Origin of the sequence: Photobacterium lipolyticum (assembly GCF_003026475.1) — a bacterium.
Classification (GTDB): domain Bacteria; phylum Pseudomonadota; class Gammaproteobacteria; order Enterobacterales; family Vibrionaceae; genus Photobacterium; species Photobacterium lipolyticum.
The window spans coordinates 37770-55935 of record NZ_PYMC01000002.1 but is presented as its reverse complement, the minus strand read 5'-3'; the positions used below and the strand labels follow the sequence as shown (position 1 = coordinate 55935).

The following is an 18166-nucleotide window of genomic DNA, read 5'->3' as shown; positions in this document are numbered from 1 at the left end:
ATTTTGATAGGGAATAATGGGGTATTGATAATTGCTCCTATTTACCGCCATATTCTCCAATCTGGCCAAGCTCTTACGTCGTTTCTGAAGCTTGACCTACCTCTCAAATCACGTCTGAATTCAGACCATGCTCACGAATATCATTTCTTATTTGGGGCTTTTTCAAGTTTGGCTTAATAGTTGCCTTTTTACCTTTCAAATACGATGGGTTTTAGTAAGACATTGAAACTTTCACCTATTTATCACTACTTATTCAGATTGATATGAAAAATTTAACAATAATCAGAATTCAATGAAGGTAAGAACAATGATTGAACACTACTTGAAGCCTGACTCTACCGCGCAAGCAATCGAATTGATGCAGCAGCACCTTGGTGTTGCGACCTATTTTGCCGGAGGATCAAAACTAAACGCCGCGCCAACAAAAACAGAGAAAACAGTCGCAATTTCTCTTGCGAATCTGGCGTTGGATAAGATTGAGCAACAGGGTGAAGCACTACACATCGGTGCGATGTGCCGTCTCCAGACCATGATCGATAGTGAGCTAATGCCTGTTGCCTTAAAACAAGCGGCGGCTTTTATTTATTCCCGTCATGTGCGTAATCAAGCCACTATCGGTGGTGAAATTGCGGCGGTACAGGATGAAGCATTATTGTTACCAAGCTTAATCGCACTGAAAGCCAAACTAGAATTGGCTGAATCCGGTGAAATGGATATTGAAGAGTATATTGCCAGCGATAAGCAGGGATTAATTACTAAAGTGATTATCCCGAACGTTAACTTAACGTGTCTGGGTTATAACATTGCTCGCTCGGCAGCGGGACTTTCCATTGTAACGGCTGCTGTATCAGTAGATAAAACCGGAGAGAAGATTATTGCGCTTGAGGGCGTTGCCCCGACACCGATTCGTTTACGCGATGTTGAGAGTCAGGACTTAAAAGGCGAGTTACTGGAACAAGCTGTGGCTGATGCCATCTACCCGGAAGCCGATATAAGAGGAAGTGTGGAATACAAGCGTTATATCGCGGGTGTTGTTGTTACTGATTTACTTGCTGAATGTCAGCATTTGGCAGAGGAGGCGTAATCATGACTATCACCTTTACTCTTAATAACCGCTCTCAGGAACTCAACTGCAAAGCGGGTGAAAATGTCCAGAAAGTATTGCACGGTTTGGGGCTGCACTCAGTTCGCAACAGTGATGACGGTTTTGGCTTTGCCGGTTCTGACGTTATTTTACTTAACGGCAAACTGGTCAATGCGTCTTTGCTGATCGCAGCACAATTGGAAGGTGCGGAAGTGAAGACGGCTGAATCACTCAGCACGCACAATAAGTTGAGCGTCGTCCAGCAGGCAATGATCGATGTCGGTGTTGTACAGTCGGGTTATAACGATCCTGCGGCAGCTTTGATCTTAACCGAGTTGCTTGAACGCATTGTGATGCCGAGCCGTGAGGAGATCGATGATGCGCTCTCCGGTTTATTCAGCCGCGATGCCGGTTATCAGCAGTTCTACCAGGTGGTGGAGTTGGCGGCGAAGCGTAAAAATTCTCCAGAATATACAGAAGAAGTTGCGCCAGAATTTTGCGATGAGCTCGACGTGATCGGCAAAGTGAGCCCGAAAGACGACTCAGTGAAAATGGTTCAGGCCAAGCCTTGTTATGTAGAAGATCGCATTCCGGCGGATGCCTGTGTCCTTAAGGTACTGCGCAGCCCGCATCCCCATGCATGGATCAAACGATTAGACGTGAGTAAAGCTGAGGCGCTGGAAGGGGTAGTCCACATCATCACTCATGAAAACTGTCCGGATATTCCTTACACCCCGGGCGGCCAGACAGGCCCTGAGCCGTCACCGCTTGACCGCCGTATGTTCTGTCAGAAATTGCGCCATGTGGGTGACCGTGTCGCCGCTGTGGTTGCAGAAAGTGTTGAAATTGCAGAAGCCGCGCTGAAACTGATTGATGTTGAATACGACGTGCTGAAGCCGGTAATGAGTATCGACGAAGCACAAGCTGCCGATGCGCCGATCATTCACAATGAACCGATTGAGTATATGGCGGGCGCACCTGCAGATTTGGAAGAGCAGAACAAAAATGCCGATCCACGTGAAGGCAAACTGATTGTCAACTTCCCGATTGGCTGTGAGCCGCGCAAGAACATTGCCGCTTCCGTTAAAGGACAGATCGGTGATATCGACCAGGGGTTTGCAGATGCAGACGTGATCTTTGAGCGCACATATGAGTCTAAGCAAGCGCAGCAGGCACCGACAGAAATGCACATCTGTTATGCCTATATGGATGGTAACCGCGTTGTTATGCATGCCTCAACACAGGTCCCCTTCCATGTTCGCCGCCAGGTAGCGAAGATCCTGGGGATCAAACAGAACCGTGTACATGTGGTTAAAGAACGTGTCGGCGGGGGCTTTGGCTCCAAGCAGGACATCCTGGTTGAAGACTTAACTGCGTTTGCTACCTTCACAACCGGCCGCCCGGTTTATTTGCACTACACCCGTGAAGAAGAGTTCACCGCGTGTTCAACTCGCCATGTTGCGAAGGTGAACCTGAAAGTGGGGATGAAAAAAGACGGTACGTTGACGGCGATCGACATGGATTTCCAGGCCAATACCGGCCCTTATGGTAACCATGCCTTAACCGTACCTTCAAATGGTCCTGCGTTGTCACTGCCGCTCTATCCGATTGATAACGTGCGCTTTAAGGTTACGACGTATTATTCAAATATCTGTCCAACCGGTGCCTACCAGGGGTACGGTGCACCAAAAGGCGTGTTTGCCTTAACCATGATGCTGGCAGAGCTGGCCGAAGAGCTGGATATGGATCTGCTCGATATCATCGAGAAGAACCGTGTTCACGAAGGTGATGCGCTGAAGATCAAAGGTGCAGTGGGCGAGGGTGATCTTCCTGCAGAGCCGCCTCGCGTTCTTTCTTGTGCGCTGGACGAAGTGTTGCGTCAGGGACGTGAAGAGTTCGGCTGGGATCTGCCAAAAGAAGACTTAGGTAAAGACTGGACCGTAGGCCGTGGTGTTGCCATTATCCAGCAAAAATCAGGGATCCCTGATATTGACCAGGCTAACTGCAAGGCCAAACTAGCCTCTGACGGTACTTTGATTGTCCACTCCGGCGGTGCTGATATCGGTACAGGTCTGGATCTTGTGGTAGGCAAAATTGCCGCCGAAACACTGAAGATGCCGTTAGAAGAAATCACGGTGATCTCGGGCGATACCGATCACTGTCCGTTTGATAAGGGCGCTTATGCTTCTTCCGGTACCTGCTTCTCTGGTAATGCAGCGAAGAAAGCGGCGGAAGCCATGCGGGAGCGAATCTTGATCTGCGGTGCCGAAATGCTGGGCGAAGAGGTTGCTGATGTGAAACTGGTCTTCCCTGCAACGGTGGAAGGCAAAGACGGCAAGCAAGTCACCTTCGGTGACATTGCTCATCAGGCTGAAGGCGGTAAAGGCTGGGGCCAGTTGCTGACCAGCGGCAGCTTCATTACTTCTGATTTTGCCTTCCCTTATGGCGCGAACTTCGCCGAAGTGGCGGTGAATACCCGTACCGGTGAGATCAAACTTAACAAGTTCCATGCCCTGCTTGACTGTGGTACGCCAATCAATCCTGATTTGGCTCTGGGCCAGATCTACGGTGCCAGCATGCGTGCCATCGGCCACAGTATGTGCGAAGAGCTGATGTACGACGAAAACGGGGTGCCGATGAACACGGATCTGAAGAGCTACGGCGCACCGATGATCGGCGATATTCCTCGTGATTTCCGTGCAGCACTGGTGCCAAGTGATGATCCTGTCGGCCCGTATGGTGCCAAGTCAATCTCTGAAATTGGCGTTAACGGTGCCGCTCCGGCTATTGCCACCGCGATTCATGACGCCTGCGGGGTGTGGATCCGAGAATGGAACTTCACACCAGAGAAGGTGCTGAAAGGTCTTAATAAGCTCTAAGTAATGTTGAAGCGGTTGCTTTTCTGGGGATGGGAAAGCGACCGTTTCTTTATTTAGCGAGTGAGCTGTCATAATTTGGCTGGTAAAAAAAAGACGGATTAACGGGTGAGTTCACCCGCTGGTTGGTCATAGTGTTTAAGGGTGAAGGCGCACTGGGCTGTATGGCTGAGTGAGAGGCCCTTTGGGGAAATTCTAGCCGGGTTATCGATTCCATACTCGTCCAATCTTTTCGCGGATTACGGCTTAACAGGCTACGTCCAAGGAAGTATCAGAAACGGATGGTATTGAAATGAAATTGTTCTATAACGTTGAAGACAAACCGCCGGTCGGGGCATCGATTCTGTTAGCACTCCAACATATGCTGGCCGCAATGGGGGCCATTATCGCCGTGCCGTTAGTGGTGGGAAGTGCGATTGGTTTGCCGACGGATCAAATGGTGGTTTTAGTTAATGCAGCTTTAATGGTATCTGGTGTTGTTACCATTATTCAGTGTAAGGGGGTTGGCCCGGTAGGCATTCGTCTGCCAGTGGTCATGGGCACCAGCTTTACTTTTGTTGCGATTTCTATTTCCATTGGTCTGGATGCCGGGGTCTCCGGTATCTTCGGGGCATCACTGGTCGGTTCGCTGGTTATGATCATTGGTAGCCGGTTTATGCCGCAAATCCGTAAATTGTTTCCCCCTGTTGTCTCCGGCACTGTAGTGGTCCTGATTGGTCTGACAATCCTGCCGGTCTCAGTCGATTGGTTTGCGGGTGGTTTTGTTGGTCAGGAACAGTACGGCCAGGTCAGTAACCTGATGTTAGGTTTGCTGGTACTGGTGGTAGTCATTGTGTTGTCGCAAGTTGGCAAGGGGATCATCTCTGCCGCGGCTATCGTTATCGGCATGGCGGTAGGATATGTGGTTGCCATCTTCATGGGTATTGTCGATTTTTCGCCAGTGCGTGATGCACAATTTTTTGCGCTGCCCGAATTGTTGCCCTTTGGCGTGAGCTTTACTATCAGTGGCATTATCGGTATGTCGATTGCGTACCTGGTCACCATTATGGAATCAACCGGTGACTTTCTTGCCTTGAGTGACGCGACTCATACCAAGCTGACCGGTAAAAAATTATCGAAAGGCATCTTGTGTGATGGTATGGGAAGTGCACTTGCATCGCTATTTGGTGCAACGCCATTTTCATCATTCAGCCAGAACGTGGGTATTGTGTCGATTACTGGCGTGGCAAGTCGTCATGTCGTGGCTGTTACCGGCGGCATCATGTTACTTGCAGGTTTGTTCCCTAAACTCGGTGGCATCGTCGTTACCATTCCATCTCCGGTTCTTGGTGGTGCAGGTTTGGTGATGTTCGCCATGATCATCTCTGCCGGTATTGGCATTCTTTCTCGTATCAATTTCACCAAACGTAACATGCTGATCATCGCCGTCGGTGTCGCATCGGGTATGGCCGTTACCGTGCGCCCTGAAATCCTAACTAATTTACCTGATTCAATGCGTGTAATTTTAGGCTCAGGGATCACAACGGGGTCGTTGGTGGCATTGGGAATGAACTTCTTTATTGGTATTAATCGTGAGGATGAGGCGGAAAGTGCCGAAGAGAAGCGTGAAGCGTTAGTCGAGCAGATCAAAGAATGCGAAGCCTGCAACCGGGCGCTTGAAGAGCAGCAAACAATGGAACAACAGACAGAGTTGGAGAAAAGTTGATCACTGAACAGTAGTCATCACAGATTTCAGGCAATACATGCCGTAGCTTTAAGGGTTTAGTTTTTAACTATTCAGACAGTACCAAGTTTAGAAAACTACGCGTCAGGGTAGCGAAGTCACACAGCCCTACATCAAAGTGACTACCTGTAAGACGTAAGGGAATCATAATTAGAGGTCTATATGGAACACTCTCAATCAGTTAAAGCAATTCGTGCGTCAATTCTAGATATTGCGAGAGTAGTCGATAATCCGGAAGATATTGAAAAAAACGTTCGGTATATCGATGATGGATTAATGCTGATAGCCAATGGCCGCATCGAGTGGGTCGGCAACTGGCAAGATGGCAAAGATATGGTGCCGGATTCGGTTCGTATCCGCAGTTACCCAGGTAAGATCCTGATGCCGGGCTTTATTGATACGCATATTCATTACCCGCAAGCCGAAATGGTGGGTGCGTATGGCGAGCAATTGCTGGAATGGCTCAATAATTACACCTTCCCGACAGAGGCCCGTTACAAAGATAAAGATTATGCGCGCGAAATGTCTGCGTTCTTTTTGAAGCAGCTGCTGCGCAACGGAACAACAACGGCTTTAGTCTTCGGTACGGTACACCCGGAATCTGTCGATGCGTTATTTGAGGCCGCAGAAAACATTAACATGCGGATTATTGCCGGTAAGGTGATGATGGACCGTAATGCGCCTGATTACCTGCTTGATACCCCAGAAACCAGTTATAATCAGACCAAAGAGCTGATTGAAAAATGGCATAAACGTGGACGTTTGTTGTATGCGATAACGCCGCGATTCGCGCCGACGTCTTCGCCCGAGCAGTTAGCCATGGCCGGCAAATTGAAGCAAGAGTATCCGGATACTTATTTGCATACCCATTTATGCGAAAACAAAAATGAAATCGAGTGGGTCAAAGAGCTATTCCCCGAGCAGGATGGTTATTTAGACGTTTATCATCAGCATGGGTTAACGGGCTCAAAGAGTGTATTTGCCCACTGTATCCACCTCGAAGATAAAGAGTGGGATTGTCTGCATGATACCGATTCAGCGATTGCATTCTGTCCGACCTCGAACCTGTATCTCGGCAGCGGTTTGTTCAAACTGCAAGAAGCCTGGCAACGTAAAGTAAAAGTGGGAATGGGCACCGATATTGGTGCCGGTACCACGTTCAATATGCTGCAAACCCTCAACGAAGCTTACAAAGTGATGCAGTTGCAACAGCATCGATTGTCAGCCTTTGAAGCCTTTTATTTAGCGACGCTGGGCGGAGCTAAATCCTTATCGCTTGATCACCTGATTGGTAACTTTGATATCGGCAAAGAGGCGGATTTTGTGGTTATTGATCCTTGTTCCACCCCGCTTCAGCAGCTTCGCTTCGACAGCTCCAAAGATCTGGCCGAAGAATTGTTTGTATTAATGACACTGGGCGATGATCGCAGTATCTACCGTACCTATGTCGATGGACGTTTGGTTTATGAGCGCGGTTAAATGATTCATTAAGTTGAAAAATAAGCATTGTTGAGAGGAAGCTCAACAGAATATTTGTGATTAAACAGTGATGAGCGAGCAAGCCGCAGTGGGCGAAGATTACGTCTTACACGGCTTCTTGCTCCAAATGACAAAGGAACTATCATCATGTCTGATAACAGTACGTTACAATCCGGACAACCCAGTGAAGGTACATCGGATACAGTAAGTGGAAGTAAATTAGATTCATATTTTTATATTACAGAGCGAGGCAGTTCGGTTCGTCAGGAGTTGGTTGCAGGCTTGACCACCTTCCTGGCTATGGTCTATTCCGTGATTGTTGTACCAAGTATGTTAGGTGTTGCCGGCTTTAATCAGGGGGCGGTATTTATCGCCACTTGTTTGGTTGCGGCATTTGGTTCGTTGCTGATGGGCCTGTGGGCTAAATTGCCAATGGCAATTGGCTGCGCAATTTCACTGACGGCATTTACCGCGTTCAGCTTGGTACTAGGGCAGGGGGTAAGTATTCCTGTGGCTTTGGGCGCGGTATTTCTGATGGGGGTTGTGTTTACCGGCATTACCGTCACTGGTGTTCGCCAGTGGATCCTGACCAATTTGCCATTTGGTATCGCCCACGGTACCGGAATTGGTATCGGATTGTTCCTGCTGTTGATTGCTGCCAATAGCGTCGGACTGGTCATTAAAAATCCGTTTGACGGCTTGCCTGTGACATTGGGTGAATTTACGTCGTTACCTGTATTGATGTCGTTGCTTGGTCTGGCTGCTATCTTTGGTTTAGAGCGTCGTCGGGTTCCTGGTGGTATCTTGCTGGTGATTGTAGCGATTTCTGTGTTTGGCCTGATCTTTGACCCGAATGTTACGTACCAAGGGTTATTTGCCATGCCATCATTTGGTGCGGAAGGTGAGTCGTTACTTGGCACCATGGATATTATGGGTGCGTTAAATCCGATTGTTATTCCGAGTGTACTGGCACTGGTGATGACTGCGATATTTGATGCCACAGGAACCATTCGTGCTGTTGCCGGACAAGCTAACCTGCTTGATAAAGACGGACAAATCATTAACGGCGGTAAGGCACTGACATCCGATTCAGTCAGCAGCATCTTTGCGGGCTTTGTTGGTGGTGCACCTGCGGCTGTTTATATTGAATCAGCGGCAGGTACCGCAGCAGGTGGTAAGACTGGCCTGACTGCCACCGTAGTCGGTGGGTTATTCTTACTGATGATTTTCTTGTCGCCGGTCAGCTACCTGGTTCCGGCTTACGCAACAGCACCGGCACTGATGTATGTTGGTTTATTGATGCTTAGTAATGTTACTAAGCTGGACATGAATGATTCTGTCGATGCTATGTCTGGCATGGTGTGTGCAGTATTTATTGTACTAACCTGCAATATTGTAACAGGTATTATGCTTGGCTTTAGTTGTCTGGTTATTGGCCGCGTTATTTCGGGTGAATGGAAGCGCCTGAATATCGGTACGGTGCTAATCGCAGCGGTTCTCGTTGTTTTCTACGCCGGAGGATGGGCAATTTAACCCAGAGCGGATGAAGGACTGAGAAAAAGGGCACAGATTATCTGTGCTCTTTTTTTTAACGGGTTAATTATTGTTAAATGTAATGGGTATATGTTTCAATGCGGCCGTCGAAACGGATAGTAGAATTCAGCAGTAAAAAAGGAAGCACTCTTCATGTCATTGATGATACCTATGGTGATTTTTATGCAGCAGCGATTGGCCGAAGCGATGGATGTTGATGCCGCTGCTGGCATGCAGGCTTATATGAAAACGGAACAGCCATTCTATGGTGTCAAAACCCCTCAGCGACACTTGATTTTCAAGCAAGCTCGGCAGCATACAACGGTATCTGATTTTACCCAGTATCGCCGACTGGTCTTGTGGTTATGGTCTGGCGTATATCGAGAAGAGCTCTATCTGGCGATGGATGTGGCGGAGTACTACAAAGAATTTCGTACTAAAGAAGCCTTTGCGATTTATGAAGAAATGCTGCAAAGCGCAGACAATTGGGACACGGTGGATAAACTCTCTTCCAACTTGATTGGCGAGCTGGTCAGAACACACCGGGCATTTGAAGCGAAGCTCATTGAATGGCGGCAGTCTGATAATATGTGGTTCAGACGAGCATCGTTACTTGCTCACTTGAAACATAAAAGTGAAACCAATCTTCCTTTACTGGAAGAAACCATTCTGATGCTGGCACATGAGAAAGAGTTCTTTATCCGCAAAGCCATTGGTTGGGTATTGCGGGAATATTCAAAAACCGATCCTGAGTATGTGTCTCAATTTGTCACCAAACACCGTGATCAGTTATCAGCGATGAGCCAGAAAGAAGCATTAAAAGTGATTAATAAGTCGTAATAACAATCGTGATAAAACTAAGGCTATCAATGGATGGCCTTAGTAAATAATATGTAATATTAAATTTAGAAGTACAGACGAATCACTGATTCAGCAACACAGCCTGGACGACGGCAGCCTTCAATTTCTACTGAAATTTCCTGAACAATTTCCAACCCACGTTTAATCGGTGTTACAGATTGGATCTTGGTACGTGCACGCACGCGATTGCCTTCCTTAACAGGATACGGAAAGCGTACCTGGTTCAGACCGTAGTTCACCGTCATTTTAGCGGTTGGGAACTTGGTATTGTCCGGATCAACGCTGTCAGTTAGTACAGATAACAGAGACAGTGTTAAGAAGCCGTGTGCAATCGTGGTTTTAAACGGAGACTCAGTTGCAGAACGTTCAGGATCAGTATGGATCCACTGATGGTCTTCCGTGACATCGGCAAAGCGGTTTATACGAGACTGATCGACCGTTAACCAGTCACCGACATGGATTTCCTCACCAAGAGTAGCCGTTAATTGATCGACAATTTTGGCTGCTTCAGGGTGAAGTTGGATAGGTGCAGGTTCTGGAATGACTTCACCATTAGACGCCATTTTTTGTTCTTTTACCCAAGAGGCTAATTGGCTGTTGTTAGCCATGCTTAGGAACTCAATCCAGTAATCGCGAATTGATGGAGATAGCCAGTCTTTAAATTCAAATGGATGCTGCGCCAGCGTTTCGCGCTTTTGCTTAAGAAAATCGACTACTTTCATTGAACATGACCTTATTAAAATGCTGTCTCAAGTCTTTTTGAGGCGTCATATTGTAACGATTATCGACTCTAATAAAAATTAAAATGTGTTCCGCGTCTCATTTTTTAGCTCATCGGATGAGTTAAATTTCATTGAAATCATAGAGATAAAAATTTTAAAAAAATAGTGTAAATCATCTATTTTAACGGGTGAAACGACGTTTATGAGATTAATTATCATCGTAATGGCGAATATTCCGCCAGTGTTATGAATGCAATATGCCAGGATTTATCATTGTTTCAGCAACGAGTAGCATTGTGTCTTTTATCAAAGAACACTCAACTTTGTCGTTGCGCTTAACTTGGTTAATCAATTCTAGAATAGGATTGATATTTGTCGAGAAGGAATACCTTTAAGCTGGATCGGGATTCGAATTTTCACAGTGATATCACATAATATCAGCCGAGATCGACATCGAAATAAATTTGAAATTTCAACCTTAATCTTAATTGACCTTAATCAGGTTAGGTTAGTATGCCGTGCCAGACAAACGGCATGGTAAAGAGACTTGGGCAGTTTTGTGGGTTTGCGGAGCATGGGGGGATTCAGTTTTACTTGATCACAAATTGGTGTTACACAAAGAGTGAGCATTAAGGTATTATCTATTCGCATTCATCAAATGATGAATTATTAACCATAAATATTTAGGAGCAATCCATGGCTAAGAAACGCAAGCAAAGCCAAGTTAATCAGGCTATAGAGCTTGATGTGACGGCGAAAACCAACGAGTTTGGCCGCGGCACGATTCGAGACAACGCGTTAAAAGCAGTTGTGACCAGTAAGTTATTCAAGACGCGTGTTGTTAAAGCGAAGAAAGGCAAGGGGAGTTTCCAGCGTAATGAGAAATATTCAGGACGAGAGTCCTATTCAATGGCGGCTTAATCAAGTTGTGATTGAATAGGGTTTTTATCCTATCGCTGCAGTTTCAATAGCTTCAGGAGCTTCAGGAGCTTCAGGAGCTTCCGTAGATTGGTATGATGGTGTTTTTGTGAGGATATTATCAATAGGCTCCGGCTTACCAATGCCATACCCCTGTGCAAAATCTACCCCAATCGTTGTTAACTGATCTTTTATCGCGTCGTTCTCTACAAACTCAGCAATCGTTTTCATACCCATGATATGGCCGATTTCGTTGATCGATTTCACCATTGCACCGTCAATCTGGTTATTTAAAATATCTTTGACAAAAAGGCCGTCTATTTTAAGCGTACTGACTGATAAGTTTTTAAGATAGGCAAACGATGATAAACCACTGCCAAAATCATCCAAGGCGAACTGACAGCCAAACTCGCGCAATATGTTGATAAACAAAGTCGCATCACGCAGGTTGCTAATTGCGGCTGTTTCCGTTATTTCAAATTGAATTTTGCCCGGGGGCAGGTTATCGCTTTTAATCTGTTGCATGATATGACGCAGTAATTCGTTATCGCCTAACGATGCGCCTGACAGATTGATAGTTAGGTGATCTAAATCATCAAGTTGAGGCAGATGCTTTTTCAGCCATGAAAAAGTGTGATCAACTACCCAACGGTCAATCGGTTGAGATAAGTTATAGCGTTCAGCTGCCGGGAAAAAGGTGCCTGGAGGAATAATGTCACCATTTTTAGTCCGTAAACGTAGCAGTACCTCGTAGATGCGTTTATGAGGTACATCTGATAGAGATACAATGGGTTGTGCATAGAGCTCAAACCGATTTTCGTTTAAAGCGTCTTTTATCTCATTAACCCACCGGAATTCTCCATCGCGTTTTGCGAGCAGCGCATCATCAGAGTGATAAATATGGATTCTATTGCGGCCTAAATCTTTGGCGGCATAACAAGCTGAATCAGCATGGATCAGCACTTCTGTGATATTCCCTGAGGTCTTGCTGATTTGAGTTAAACCAATGCTGACTCCAATGCTGAATGAATTCTTCATCCACATGAACTGAAATTTCTTAACTAATTCTAATACGGTATTAGCCGTTTCCTCAGCTTGTTCGAGGTTACAGTTCTCCATTAAAATTGCAAATTCATCACCGCCGATTCTTGCTAAAATGTCTTTTGATTGTATGGTTTTTTGTAATAACAAACTTAGTTGGCGTAGTAATTCATCACCCGCGACATGGCCGCAAGTATCGTTAATGATTTTAAACTGATCGAGATCTAAGAAACACAAAGCATGGGTAGCATTGTTTTGTTGTGCATCATCGACAAGCAGGGCAAGCCTATTTTCAAATTCGTATCGGTTGATCAACCCTGTAAGCATGTCGTGTTTTGCTTGGAAGGATATTTTTTTGGATGCCATTCGTACTTCAGTAACATCTTCTTGCATTCCGATGAAATGGGTAATGACACCATCATCATTGATAATAGGGACAATGCAAACCTGAGCCAAAAACAATTCGCCATTTTTTTTGCGGTTATGTAATTCGCCGCACCATTCTTGGCCTGATAGTATTGTCGACCATAACGTTTCATAAACAGTACGGTCGGTTTCTCCAGAATTTAAAATGTTAGTTTTTTTTCCGATAACTTCAACTGACGAATAACCAATCATTTGAGAATACTTAGGATTGATATACTCGATAGTGCCATCAATATCCGTAATTAGAATGCCATTAGGGCTATATTCGACGACCATCGAGAGCTTTTTAAGGTTGTCAGTGTTGCGTTGTATATCAGTTCTATCATCATAAACGCCCACGCCGCCTTCTATGTCACCGTTGCTTGAGTAAAGGGGAACAAAATCTCCGTGGAGATACATAAACCGATTACCGGTAACTGACGTGTAGGGACCGTCAAAAGAACTGATATTTCCTGCCAAGGATTGGCGAACGGCTTCCAGCATTTCGGGGTCTTTAAGGTGTGTGAGCATATTAAATCCAATCAGCTTATCCTTTTGGGCGCCAATAATATCCTCAAAACGTTTGTTGGTTTTTATCAATTCACCTTGGTTGTTGTAGTGAAAAATACCAACGGGCGAATGCTCAACAATTGAGTTAAGTTTTGCTTCACTTTGAACCAGTTCGGATGTTCGTTGTTCTATCCTTTGTTCCAGCTTCCTGGCCATCCGGCGAGATTCAGAGGTAAGTAGGATAAAAAGAGGGTAAACCAATAGTAAGAATAATACTGAAATGACAAGCGTAAGGTATAGGTTTTTACTTAGAAGTGCTTGAATATGATTTATCGGAAGATCGGCTCCGGCAATATATACTGTTCCATCTTCAGCATAGAGAGGAATAAAAATGCTACGAAAACGTCCCCACTTATCCGTATATTCAAGAAAGCTTGTTTCACCACTGCGAAAGACTTGATAGACCAGAGGATCAACATCGTCATATTGTTCGAAAAAAGAAGTCAGACTGTCATGCTTTTCGAGTGCTTGGTCGGATGCACTTGAAGACGTAAAGAATATTTTCTCATCCTGTAGTATCAGAGTATAAATATAAGCAACTGGGTTGCTATGGGTGTATTCCGACAGCTTCAAGGTGATTTCTTTGTCCTGTTGCTCTGACAGCCCATCTTTAGTTATTGCTTTATTATGAAAGTTATTTGGTAATAGTAGCGGAATGGTAAGCGCAGCACTTTCAAGCTGCTGATCCAGGGTGGAATAAATCTGTTTCTTATCTTGGTAGTAATTGAAAGCAGAAAAAACAATAATCCAAGTTACGTAAAGCGCAATGGCAAAGTAAATGTGCTTATTATTTTTTAGATGCTGCATTTAGGCAATGTGTCATATTGATTGTAGAAAGATGAATTCTGCCCACCTTATGCTTGAATTGCAATGAGAAAGCACAATTAACGCTCAGATATACATCAATAGCTTTGTTGATTATAAGCATAAATGCGCACAGGAATGGTTGCCCCCTCAAGCTCATTTGACGCAGAACTACGATGACTTCAAATCAGCGCCTTACCTAGAAGCCAATAAACGCTCGCTGCAACGAGCATCTTGAGGTTGCTTGGGTATAAGTAGCAACGTTAAACCTAATTGATAGGCCTTGAGTATTGGCCTGGTTGTTATTAGCATGAAAAGCAACGGAAAAGTGCGGTCAAGCAAGACAAGTTAAGTTAACCTTACACACAATTACCAGGTGGTTACGTTACGTTACGTTATGTTACATTCAGTGTGATGGCCTCCTCGTAAATATCAAAATTGGTATCGTATGATACTCCCCGTTGAAACAAAAAGTTTATAACGAAATTAATAAACGATTCTAAATAAAAGCAGGGACAAGAAAGAGGCGATTTACTTACTTTTCTTGATCTGCTGCGAACTTAAACACACGGTACCACGGTTATTTATAAAGTAATCGATAACGATGCCCTGATACTACCAGGGCTTAAAAAATTTATGTTCATAATGAATGGGGGTTCAAATGAACTTTTTCAGTACGATGCAAAAAATGGGGCGTAGCCTCATGCTTCCTGTAGCATGTATGCCAGCGGCTGGTATTCTACTCGGGATTGGTGGTAACTCAGAAGTCGCAAAATTCTTGCCTGATATTGTAGCGCAAGTCATGACCGAGGCCGGTCTGGGTGTGTTTGCCAATATGGCATTGCTATTTGCTATCGGTGTTGCGCTAGGCTTTACAAAAAATGACGGTGTTGCTGCACTGGCTGCTGGTCTTGGTTATCTAACCATGACTCGCGTACTAGGCGTTGTTGCTGAGGGTACTGATACCGGTGTATTCGGTGGTGTCATCATGGGCTTGGTAGCTGCACAACTATTTAATAAATATCACTCTATTAAGCTACCAACTTACCTTGGCTTCTTCGGTGGTAAACGCTTCGTTCCAATCGTAACCTCATTAGCGGCGTGTGTTGTTGCGGCTATACTGGCTATCGTATGGCAACCAATCGGTGCTGGTATTGCGACATTCTCTGAGTGGGCTGCTTACCAGTCTCCGGAAGTGGCATTCGGTATCTACGGTATTGTTGAGCGCTCTCTAATTCCATTCGGCCTGCACCACATCTGGAATGCACCTTTCTTCTACGAAGTTGGTGAGTTCACAACTGCTGCTGGTGAAGTTGTTCGCGGTGAAATCCCTCGCTACCTAGCAGGTGATGCAACAGCAGGAAACCTGGCTGGTGGTTACATGTTTAAGATGTTCGGCTTACCTGCTGCATGTCTTGCAATGTACGTAACAGCTAAGCCTGAGAACAAACTGAAAGTTGCTTCAATCCTGGGTTCTGCAGCATTGACTTCGTTCCTAACAGGTATCACCGAACCAATCGAGTTTGCATTCCTGTTCGTTGCTCCTGTACTTTACGTTGCTCACGCACTACTAGCAGGTTCTGCATTCGTAGTGATGATTATGCTGGGTATTAAGCACGGTACTACTTTCAGCCACGGTCTGTTTGACTTCACTTTACTATTCGGTCAGTCAACAAACGGTTGGTTACTACCAGTAATCGGTGTTATCTACGCAGTAATCTACTTCTTAGTATTCGTTACGCTAATCAAGGCTCTTAACCTGAAGACTCTTGGCCGTGAAGACGAAGAAGAAGCAAAAGTTGCGGTAAACACGTCATCTGACGGTCTGGCTAAAGATATTACTGATGCATTCGGTGGTAAAGCGAACATTAAAGATTTAGAAGCTTGTATCACACGTCTACGTGTTACTGTTCACAACAGCGCTAAGGTTGATACTGACCGTCTTAAAGCACTAGGTGCTGCTGGTGTGTTCGTTAAAGGCGACAACTTCCAGGCTGTATTCGGTACTCACTCCGAAATCATCAAAGGTCAAATGGAAGTACTAGCATAATAAAAGTCTAATTTAGACTAAGCTAAGCCCGAACTTTGGTTCGGGCTTTTTTTATTGTGCCATATAAAGTTCGCGATATGATTTTAACTCAAGCTGTTCTTCATCTAACCCTAAGTTCTGTGCCAGAGTTAGTAACTGCTGCTTATATTCTTTTAACATAGATTCGTCATCAGTCATGATTGCAAGTTCAGCAAAGTCACCAATATCTTCAAGATGATCAACCGTCACATGATATTTACCGAGAAAATAGATGCTTCGTTTCTTTCTCATATCTAAAACTTGCTCGAACCCCATTGTCTTCAGCATACTTTTAGCTTTAACAGAGTCAGTAATGTTAAGCGCTTCACAACGATCTTTCTCTGGTCCTTTCACTATCCAGAGCATAATTCCAGACGGTTGCATTTCTCTTATGCAAACACTCTTACTTTCGCTGCACAATGAATGCTTAGGTGAATCAAAATAGCAATCGTGCTCTAGGTTGTTTTCCAGCATTACTTCTGGACTCATTTCATGCAAATTAAATAAGAAACGGTCCCTGGAATTTAAACGATATTTAAGTTCTACTTCGAATTTACCCTCGAAATGCTTGCTCATGGGCTTACCTTTAAACAAGTTAATATAAGCGGTTATGATACTTCGGATTCGTAAGCTTGTATGTCGTAGTAATAAAAAAGGCATCAACATACTGAAACACATAGAAATGTTATCTTTTGTGGTGGTGTGGTGGTGGTGTGAATTGACCATGAAATTGAAAATAGTGAGAGCAATATTGCCAGTCAACGGGGGAGATTGAAACTAAAAGTGCAGTCAGTTGCCGTTGTTCCTTGGCTCCTTTGTTAATTGAGAATTTCCATGCCAATAGCGATTGCCGCGACAATCCCAAGGAACCAAGCGCACATTGTTAACTCTTCGTAAGCCAGTTCAATGTATTTTGACTTCTCTTTGACTATTTCTGATATTTTTTCTGTTGTATCAAGATAAGCATTAATAATATGTTGATCTCGACTTACTATATCGGCCATATCTAGGTATTTTGCAGCATCTCCATTTTTTTGCAGTACGGGACAATCCACCATTTTTAGAGCCAGTAAAGAGTGGCCCCAGGCACAAACTGCGGCAAATAGGGCAATCAAAAATGCAACCAATTTTATCCATTCAACAGGTATTGATGGTTCAAAGATGCTTTCACTTTTTATCACAGCAACAGATCCAAGAGCGGCGATGGCGATGGTTAAAAAACTTAGTAACTTAGAACATTTACTTTCTAATTGATCAAACCGCGCTAGTTCTGCACTGTATCTATCTTTTAGGTAATCGATTGTTTCTATGAGGTTTCTCCTTTTTTCATGTCTTGATCGCAATGCGTCCAGCATTATTATGTTCTTACTCTAGATTATCGCCACCAAATAACAGTATTAATAATAAAAGAGTGCTGCTATTAACAAGTATTATACAAAATATAATTTATACCTGATAAATAAGACTTTTTTCGAGATGATGTGCTTTTTTTGTGCGGTTGATCGTTTTTTTGTCGGTGGCACATACATCAGTTCCAATCAGCTTGACCACGAACAGCGGTCACGTTTGCGCGATACGTACATTTTTCTTGAATTGAACTGGCTGGTATCACTCTGAATCCTGCATCTTGAGGTAACTTGCGTACATAAGCATGTATTCACCGTATCAGCAGCTCCGTTATAGCTGAGATTTGTGACTGACAAAAAAGCTGAAATTAGCTATTACTGTTCGCTATCGTGTTGAGTATTTATTTAAATTGAGTTGGTGACTGTACGTGCTGTGTTATTTAATTGACGCTGCGATGTTTATTTGACACTTCGGGTTGTAATATATTAGATATCTTTTTTTTGAGGAATGTTTGTATATTTATTATGCGCCGACAGGTGTGGTAGCCATAAATGTTATATTTCATAAGATCCTGATTTATAGCGTAAAGTGTATTTACTCTAAAGAGGTTTTAAATTTAACCCCTTATTAATCAATATATTAGTTGCTTCGCCTAAAGGGTTGCAGTAATTGATATTAATCCCACCTCTTCCATAAATATTTGGTATATATTCGTGATTGGTATAAGTTGTGCTG

Annotated in this window: 12 protein-coding genes; 8 read left to right on the top strand and 4 right to left on the bottom strand. The window is 44.4% G+C overall.

Features of this window, described 5'->3' with window-relative positions; genetic code table 11:
* Positions 1-307 precede the first annotated feature (307 nt).
* From ygfM to C9I89_RS03065, 6 genes are all read left to right on the top strand, one after another.
* Positions 308-1084 (top strand): molybdopterin-dependent oxidoreductase FAD-binding subunit, encoded by a 777-nt coding sequence (gene ygfM / locus C9I89_RS03090; protein WP_107281899.1) that lies wholly within the window; start codon positions 308-310, stop codon positions 1082-1084.
* A 2-nt stretch (positions 1085-1086) separates the two neighbouring features.
* Positions 1087-3963 (top strand): molybdopterin-dependent oxidoreductase Mo/Fe-S-binding subunit, encoded by a 2877-nt coding sequence (locus tag C9I89_RS03085; protein WP_107281898.1) that lies wholly within the window; start codon positions 1087-1089, stop codon positions 3961-3963.
* Positions 3964-4252: 289 nt separating this feature from the next.
* Positions 4253-5665, top strand: a complete 1413-nt coding sequence (locus tag C9I89_RS03080; RefSeq protein ID WP_107281897.1) for a nucleobase:cation symporter-2 family protein — start codon at positions 4253-4255, stop codon at positions 5663-5665.
* Between the two features lie 180 nt (positions 5666-5845).
* Positions 5846-7162 (top strand): guanine deaminase, encoded by a 1317-nt coding sequence (guaD, locus tag C9I89_RS03075; RefSeq protein ID WP_107281896.1) that lies wholly within the window; start codon positions 5846-5848, stop codon positions 7160-7162.
* Positions 7163-7309: 147 nt separating this feature from the next.
* On the top strand, positions 7310-8695 hold the full coding sequence (locus C9I89_RS03070; protein WP_107281895.1) for an NCS2 family permease: 1386 nt from the start codon (positions 7310-7312) through the stop codon (positions 8693-8695).
* 153 nt (positions 8696-8848) lie between these two features.
* Entirely contained in the window at positions 8849-9535 is a 687-nt protein-coding gene (locus tag C9I89_RS03065) for a DNA alkylation repair protein (protein ID WP_107281894.1), read from the top strand.
* Between the two features lie 65 nt (positions 9536-9600).
* Here C9I89_RS03065 and C9I89_RS03060 read toward each other — a convergent pair whose 3' ends face one another.
* Positions 9601-10278, bottom strand: coding sequence for a MaoC family dehydratase (locus C9I89_RS03060; protein ID WP_107281893.1), 678 nt, complete (start codon positions 10276-10278; stop codon positions 9601-9603).
* Positions 10279-10974: 696 nt separating this feature from the next.
* Between C9I89_RS03060 and C9I89_RS03055 the strand changes: the two genes are divergently transcribed.
* Positions 10975-11199, top strand: a complete 225-nt coding sequence (locus tag C9I89_RS03055) for an alternative ribosome-rescue factor A (RefSeq protein WP_107281892.1) — start codon at positions 10975-10977, stop codon at positions 11197-11199.
* Between the two features lie 24 nt (positions 11200-11223).
* Here the strand turns inward: C9I89_RS03055 and C9I89_RS03050 are convergent, their stop codons facing one another.
* Positions 11224-14019 (bottom strand): EAL domain-containing protein, encoded by a 2796-nt coding sequence (locus C9I89_RS03050; protein ID WP_107281891.1) that lies wholly within the window; start codon positions 14017-14019, stop codon positions 11224-11226.
* Between the two features lie 658 nt (positions 14020-14677).
* Between C9I89_RS03050 and ptsG the strand changes: the two genes are divergently transcribed.
* On the top strand, positions 14678-16066 hold the full coding sequence (gene ptsG / locus C9I89_RS03045; RefSeq protein WP_107281890.1) for a PTS glucose transporter subunit IIBC: 1389 nt from the start codon (positions 14678-14680) through the stop codon (positions 16064-16066).
* Between the two features lie 51 nt (positions 16067-16117).
* Here ptsG and cyaB read toward each other — a convergent pair whose 3' ends face one another.
* Both cyaB and C9I89_RS03035 read right to left on the bottom strand, forming a co-directional pair.
* Entirely contained in the window at positions 16118-16660 is a 543-nt protein-coding gene (gene cyaB, locus C9I89_RS03040; protein ID WP_107281889.1) for a class IV adenylate cyclase, read from the bottom strand.
* Positions 16661-16902: 242 nt separating this feature from the next.
* The gene (locus C9I89_RS03035; RefSeq protein WP_107281888.1) at positions 16903-17439 is read right to left on the bottom strand and encodes a hypothetical protein; all 537 of its coding nucleotides are present in this window, start codon (positions 17437-17439) and stop codon (positions 16903-16905) included.
* Between the last annotated feature and the right edge of the window lie 727 nt (positions 17440-18166).